General features: G+C 55.0%; 7 protein-coding genes. 5 read left to right on the top strand and 2 right to left on the bottom strand.

The genetic code is table 11. The features are described from left to right. Positions 1-15: 15 nt before the first annotated feature. Positions 16-627 carry an AraC family ligand binding domain-containing protein gene (locus tag WCS52_08930; protein ID MEI6167305.1) on the bottom strand — a complete coding sequence of 204 codons (612 nt, stop codon included), beginning with the start codon at positions 625-627 and terminating at the stop codon, positions 16-18. Positions 628-742: 115 nt separating this feature from the next. Between WCS52_08930 and WCS52_08925 the strand changes: the two genes are divergently transcribed. Next, on the top strand, positions 743-1,981 hold the full coding sequence (locus WCS52_08925; protein ID MEI6167304.1) for a hypothetical protein: 1,239 nt from the start codon (positions 743-745) through the stop codon (positions 1,979-1,981). 346 nt (positions 1,982-2,327) lie between these two features. Here WCS52_08925 and WCS52_08920 read toward each other — a convergent pair whose 3' ends face one another. Next, positions 2,328-3,413 (bottom strand): uroporphyrinogen decarboxylase family protein, encoded by a 1,086-nt coding sequence (locus tag WCS52_08920; GenBank protein ID MEI6167303.1) that lies wholly within the window; start codon positions 3,411-3,413, stop codon positions 2,328-2,330. Positions 3,414-3,788: 375 nt separating this feature from the next. Between WCS52_08920 and WCS52_08915 the strand changes: the two genes are divergently transcribed. The 4 genes from WCS52_08915 (at position 3,789) to WCS52_08900 (ending at position 6,748) form a co-directional block, all read left to right on the top strand. After that, the gene (locus WCS52_08915) at positions 3,789-5,141 is read left to right on the top strand and encodes an ammonium transporter (GenBank protein ID MEI6167302.1); all 1,353 of its coding nucleotides are present in this window, start codon (positions 3,789-3,791) and stop codon (positions 5,139-5,141) included. Between the two features lie 12 nt (positions 5,142-5,153). Beyond that, positions 5,154-5,495: a P-II family nitrogen regulator gene (locus WCS52_08910; GenBank protein ID MEI6167301.1), complete on the top strand. Its 342-nt coding sequence runs from the start codon at positions 5,154-5,156 to the stop codon at positions 5,493-5,495. Between the two features lie 132 nt (positions 5,496-5,627). Beyond that, entirely contained in the window at positions 5,628-6,242 is a 615-nt protein-coding gene (gene wrbA / locus WCS52_08905) for an NAD(P)H:quinone oxidoreductase (GenBank protein ID MEI6167300.1), read from the top strand. Then, positions 6,242-6,748: a hypothetical protein gene (locus tag WCS52_08900; protein MEI6167299.1), complete on the top strand. Its 507-nt coding sequence runs from the start codon at positions 6,242-6,244 to the stop codon at positions 6,746-6,748. Before wrbA ends, WCS52_08900 begins: the two co-directional genes overlap by 1 nt. Positions 6,749-6,815: the final 67 nt, after the last annotated feature.

Genomic DNA, 6,815 nt, shown 5'->3' with positions numbered 1-6,815 from the left:
TTGATTTCCAATGACTTACAACTTCAATACCCGCCCAACTGGCGAACTCGGGTTAAATGCCTCCCGCTGCGTTCCCAGTGTTGAGCGCTCCAGCGCGCGTGCCAGAGATAGAAGGAGCTCGTCTATCAGCCGGTTCACACGCCAGATCCGTCCGTGACGTTGGGTCTCCACCTCTGCCAGGATCTCCTTAAAAAAAATACATACGGATGCATACTTCGGAATCACAATAGGTGAGGGTGCTTCCAGAATTTGGCGGGCCACGTAGTGCTGTTCGGCAGAGGGCAAGGATGACCATGTTCCCAGTCTGAGTTTCCCGGAACGATCAAACCGATCCGGTCGGAGAATAATCCATGAAAGCTCCCCGATATCCATCACCTCGCGTGTTCCGCCATGCTGCTGCCAAGGTAAGGTGAGGGTGGTGGTCCCTGGTAGCGCACAGACCGGATTTTCTTCAACGCTCCAGTTAAAGCGGCCTTTGTGGATGTAGCAGATTTCGATGCCCGGATTCACGTGGCGCGGTAATGTCCCCGCGTCGATTTTGCGTATCAACCTGTGACCTAGCATTTGCACGTGCGGAAACGCCATCAGTTTATTCGAATCACGATTCAGTGATACTTCATGTTTCATAAACGTATATAATCCTCCAGAGGTACTTATTGGAAGTATATTTGTACGTGATTTGATTTTATGTGAATCAGTCACAAGCGGAGGTGTTGCTTAAATTTTGATATGACGGAGGCAGATGATGGATTTTACTCAACATGATATTAACATTCTCCGCAGTTTGGCCGCACGCTGTCGCCAGATTGCCGATTCCCCGGAAAATCTCGAGCTCAAGCGGCGCTGGACGGCCCTGAACGACCTCAACCATGAGGGGCCTCCCTTGCTTCTGGTTTCGCCGGAGGGCTCATGGAGGGAAATTGCCGCAACGTTACCGGTCGAATGTGAGAGCGAACAGGCCCGCCATTGGGAATTTTCGCTGCGCCAGACCCTCTATCAACACGATGTGATCCGGGATGACGCGGCCTTCGATCCCGTATTCACCGTGGGGTGTCCGGTGTCGGCCAGTGATTTCGGTATTCCTTTCCAGCAGACCCTCAGTGACCAGCAGGGTGGTGCCTATCACGACGAGCCCGTGCTGCAGAACCTGGATAGCGATCTGGACAAGCTCCATTTCCGGGCCATTACCGTCGATCGCGCGGCTGCCTCGCGAAGCGTTGAACTTGCCGAGAATACACTGGGTGATCTTTTGATCGTTCGGACACAGCCCGCCTTCTGGTGGACCTGCGGGTTGACGTGGACTGCAATCAAATTGCTTGGGCTCGAAAACTTCATGTTTGCCATGTATGACCATCCGGAGGGGCTTCATCGGTTGATGAAATTTCTTTCATCGGATATGCTGAATTTTATCACCTTTTTCGAGCAGGAAGGGCTACTGGGTTACAATAATGGGGGAATCGGCATTGGGAGCGGTGGCCTTGGCTACACCCGCCAACTGCCTTCACTTGAGGCACCGGTTAGCGGTCGGGTTCAGCTCAACCATCTCTGGGGGTTTGGGGAATCCCAGGAAACCGTCGGGGTCGCCCCTGATATGTTTGGGGAATATATCTTTCCCTACCAGTTTCCCCTGTTGGAGCGCTTCGGGCTCAATTACTATGGGTGTTGCGAAGCCAGCGAAGGACGCTGGAAATATGTCAGTCAAATCCCGAATCTGCGCTGCCTCTCCGTGGCCCCCTGGAGCGATCAGGCCCGTTGTGCCGAAATGTTTGGCCGCAAGTACGTCTATTGCCGTAAACCCAAGCCAACGCCGGTCTGCATGGGTTTCAATGAGGCTGAAATCCGCCTTGAGTTCCGGGAAACGCTCCAGCATGCCGGTGCCCTGAATACGGCCATGATTCTGAAGGATACCCACACGGTTGAAAATGAGCCCCAGCGATTTGCGCGCTGGGTTCAGCTCGGGCGTGACGAGTTCAGCGCATGATGGCCCCTAATTCAACTTTCCGGAATCTTTTCGGGCGTTACACGGATTGTCGAACCGGGAGGCGAGGCGTTTGCGGCGATGGCGTTAAACTCAGTTTTGCCAGAGCAGGAGCCCGGGCACGTCTGAAAAATGGGTGTCGTAGGTCAGCAGATGCGATCCACTCTCAGTGGCATGTTTTCCATGTCAGCCACGCGAGTTTCGAAAGCGCTGAATTCTTCCTCGGACCAAGTGCCGCAGAAAGCCGCAAAATCGGTCCGATGCGGTGGGCTACCGGGTGCATTGACTATCTGAACCGCGACGTCAAGCAATCGCGCAACTCCCAAATCTCCTCAGCATCCTCCTCATCTTACCGATGGGCGGTCATACGGCGGCCGCGCTCGAAAAAGTATTCCAGGGTCTCGAACTTCACCTCGGGCGGGATCGAATGGTCGGAGTGGATCACATAGCTGCAGTCCATATCCATAAGGGCGCCAATGGTCCGGTCCATTTCCGCATCAAGGATCGCCCGGTCATTGCTGATGAGGGCACGGGCGTCGACGCCGCCGAAAAAGGCGATCTGTTTACCGTATTGTTTCGCCAGGCGGGGAAGGTTCATCCCGGCCTTGACCTCCATGGCCTGCAGGCAGTTCATGCCGGCGCGGATCAAGCCCGGCACGAGCGGCTCGATAAATCCACAGGAGTGCACGATGACCTTCAGGCCCTTTCCGTGGAAAAAGTCGAACATGCGTTTATGACCGGGCTCAATGATCTCCGCATACATTTCCGGTGACATGAAGGGCCGTTCCTTGAATCCCATGTCCTCGTAGATAAAGGCACCATCGGGAAGACCTTCCTCGGCGAAGAGGACTTCAAGGTGCCGGATGGTCAGGTCTACATAGGTCATGACCATGTCTTTGACCCAGTCCGGATCCAGCGCCATGCCCACCAGCATATGTTCGTGTCCGCAGAGCGGGTGGATCATCTCAAACGGCCCGATTCCGGACCAGCAGTAGAATTCCTGGTTTTTATGAGCTTGGGCGCGGGTGGTCCGGTAGTTCTCGAAAGCGATGCGGCGCCGGTCGGTTCCGATCAGGAACGGTTTGGCCTTTTCCGCCCAGGTACTGCGTTCGGTGACGCTGAAGTTGACATGCTCCGGGGTGGCGGAATGTTTTTTGTGGCGGCGGAGCTGGGCCCCATTGCCATCCAGGATGAGCTGGGTGTCGTCCGTCTCTTCGAGCACGACCGGCTTGAAATCAAGGTCGACGGTATTGTTGGGCCAACCGCCGCAACGCAGGTCCAGTTTGAACTGTTCGATATAATCACCTTTAAGCAAGCCGGTGTCTTTCCATAACTGATGGGTTTCGGGCCAGAGATCCTCGTGACAGGGGCTGTGATCCACGGGTTTGAGGGCCAAGGTATTGGTGAAGCGTTCTTTTCCGGTCATGGGTTGCATGCGTGTCTCCAGTTTTGTGTATTGCCGGATTACATCATCAATGACATTGATAATCTATTCAAATATGTCGTGTTTAAGTTTTATGCTACAAAATTGTAGGCAATATTTTCGCCTCAGGTTGGCTATGATGTTGGCAGCAGTATTATTAATTAAAAATTCATCTGATTTAACTTATTCGAATTCAATATGTTAAAACTCAAACCCCTTCCTTGTTCCTGATTTTTAAGAGAGATATTTTTTCAGTTGGTACAACCTTTGCTGTTACAAACGAGGTCTGTGCAAATGAGGGTCGGTAAAGGGCGTGAGGCTGACTTAATCCGACATGGATGTGGGAATGGCTGAGCAATAGCATGTGAAAGCAGAGGGGATCCGGGCATGTGGTTAACAAAACGTTGGCTGGGGTTTGTGGTGGTGATGGCAGGATTGATGCCGGCGGTGTTATGGGCCGGGGATCAGGTTTCGATTGCGACGTCTGCCGGCGTGGGTCCGGGAATTAATGGGGCCGATACGGTCTGGGTGTTGTTATCAGCCGCCTTGGTGATGCTGATGACGCCAGGACTGGCCTTCTTTTATGGAGGTCTGGTTCGACGGAAGAACGTGCTCTCCATTCTGATGCAGTGCTTCATGATGCTGAGTGTCATCAGTCTGCAATGGGTTTTTTGCGGGTACAGCTTATCCTTTGGTCCTGACCTGTTTGGCATCGTGGGAAGCCTGGATTGGGTGGGGCTGAAGAATGTGGGAATGGAGGCCTCCTCTTATGCCCCCACGGTGCCCCACACCGCCTTCGTGATCTTTCAAATGATGTTTGCGGTGATTACGCCGGCCCTGATCATCGGGGCCTTTGCCGAGCGCATGCGCTTTGCCGCCTTTGTGGTGTTCAGTATTTTGTGGACCACCCTGGTGTATGACCCCGTGGCGCATTGGGTCTGGGGACAGGGCGGCTTCCTGGGCACCCAGGGGGGGATGGGGGCTGTGGATTTTGCCGGCGGGATTGTGGTCCATATCAATGCCGGTATGGCCGCGCTGGCCGCGGTGATTGTATTGGGTAAACGCAAGGGATTCCCGGATGCGATTTCGCCGCCGCATAATCTGCCGGTGGCCGTGCTGGGTGCCGGGTTGCTGTGGTTCGGTTGGTTCGGGTTTAATGCGGGAAGTGCCCTGGCCGCCAATCACGTGGCCGTCAGCGCGTTTATGTGCACCCATATTGCCGGGGCGGCGGCGGGCCTGGTCTGGTCGATTCTGGACTGGGTGAAATTTGGCAAGCCGACGACGCTGGGAATGATCACCGGGGCCGTGGCAGGGCTGGCGGCGGTCACGCCCGGGGCGGGCTATGTGGCGGTATCGGGGGCTATCTGGATCGGTCTGCTGTCCGGGATTATCTGCTGGCTGGCGGTGACCGCTCTCAAGGCGAAATACCAGTATGATGATTCGCTGGACGCCTTCGGGGTTCATGGGATCGGGGGTATCTGGGGTACCATCGCGGTGGGCATCTGGGCCACCCGGTCCGTCAATCCGGCCGGCGTTAGCGGCCTGTTCTATGGCAATCCGATGCAGCTGTGGATCCAGCTCAAGGCGGTGGGCATCACCATGGCCTATTCGTTTGTGATGTCGCTGGTTTTGTTCAAGGTGGTGGACTTTGTCATCGGTTTGCGCGTGAAGGAGCATGAAGAGGCGATTGGACTGGATCTCACCCAGCATCGTGAGTCAGGATATACCGTATTGGATTAATGAGGAGAAATCATGAAATACATTATCGCGATTATTCAGCCGGATCGATTGGACGAGGTGTTGGCCCTGTTGTTGAAGAAAGACATTCAATTGGTGACCGTTTCCAATGTGGTGGGACGGGGCCGGCAGAAGGGCATCGCCGAGGTGTACCGGAGTCATAAGGAGGCGGGCACCCTGCTGAAGAAGGTGAAACTTGAGATTGCCGTCAACGATGAGTTCGTGAAACCGGCCATGGATGCCATTACGGAAGGGGCGCGGACCGGGCGGACCGGGGATGGTAAAATCTTCGTATTCGACATGCATGAGTGCCTGCGGATCCGCACCGGCGAAACCGGTTCCGTGGCCATCGGGTAAGGGACGCTTGTTTTTTTGTTCTTGCCCTTGCTTTTTGATCGTAACTCTCTACGATGTAACTCGTGAATACGTGCCTGACGTATATACAGGAGTGCGATTACGAGTAAGAACAAGAACCGAAAGGATGTGACTATGAGTAACGTTTTAATTGTTGAGTACAGTTTGTATGGACATATCTACAAGATGGCGGAAGCGGTGGCAGAAGGCGTACGCGAAGTAGCCGGTTGCAAGGCCATCATCAAGCGGGTGCCGGAAACCCTTTCGGACGAGGTGTTGGGTAAGATGGGCGCGATTGATGCCCAGAAACGCATGGCGCATGTCCCGGTGGTAACGACCGATGACCTGGTTGCGGCGGATGCCATCATATTCGGGGTACCGACCCGGTTTGGCAATATGTGCGGTCAGATGCGTCAGTTCCTGGATAGCACGGGTGGGCTTTGGATGAAAGGTGCGCTTGTCGGGAAGCCTGGCAGCGTTTTCTGCAGTTCCGCGACCCAGCATGGCGGCCAGGAGTCGACCATCCTCAGTTTCCACACCACGCTGTTGCATCAGGGGATGATCGTCGTGGGGTTGCCGTACGCCTTTGCCGGGCAAATGGGCTTTGCGGAAGTGACCGGGGGCAGTCCTTATGGCGCGACCACCATTACCGGTGGACAGGGCGAACGGATGCCAAGCGAGAACGAATTGGCTGGCGCCCGCTTCCAAGGCGCTCATGTGGCCCGCATTGCGCTCAAACTCAAGGCGTAATGGAAAAACGGAAAGTGGTTGTCAACGACCGGATGCAGACCGGCTTTGTCTATTGGTTGACAGAGCCGGTCGGTCACCATTTTCATCCTGAATTCGATCCTGAGTTAACCCCGAAGGAAATGCTGGAAATGGGCGTTTTCGGCGGGAAATACATGACCGATTGTCAGGATGAATTTCCCAAGGCCTGGTTTGTAAAAGCGAAGCTGAGCCCGGTTCAGCGTAATCCCAAACTGAATTACTTTGGGGTCAATGCGTCCAAACCCCTGAGTTACTGGCGCGAGAAGGACTGGATCTGTGCCGAGGATCCGCGTGGCTGGTTCCAATGGTACTGCCGGTATTACATGGGGCGGCGTGGCCCTGATGATGGACGCCAGATCAAGCGCTGGGCAGCCATGACCCGCCATGTGGCCCAGTTGAAGAAAGCCTGTCCTGCCGGAGATATCCACTGCCGGCCCCGCCAGCGCCAAGCCCTGCTTCACTGGGCTTATGATAGCCGGACGCTCTAAGCACAAGCGGTTCACCGGGACGGTTCGCCCTACCCGAATGCACATTCGAACAACACCTGATTTAATT

Source organism: bacterium (assembly GCA_037128595.1).
GTDB lineage: Bacteria > Verrucomicrobiota > Kiritimatiellia > CAIKKV01 > CAITUY01 > JAABPW01.
The sequence above is the reverse complement of the archived record's forward strand: the minus strand, read 5'-3'. Positions and strand labels throughout refer to the sequence as shown.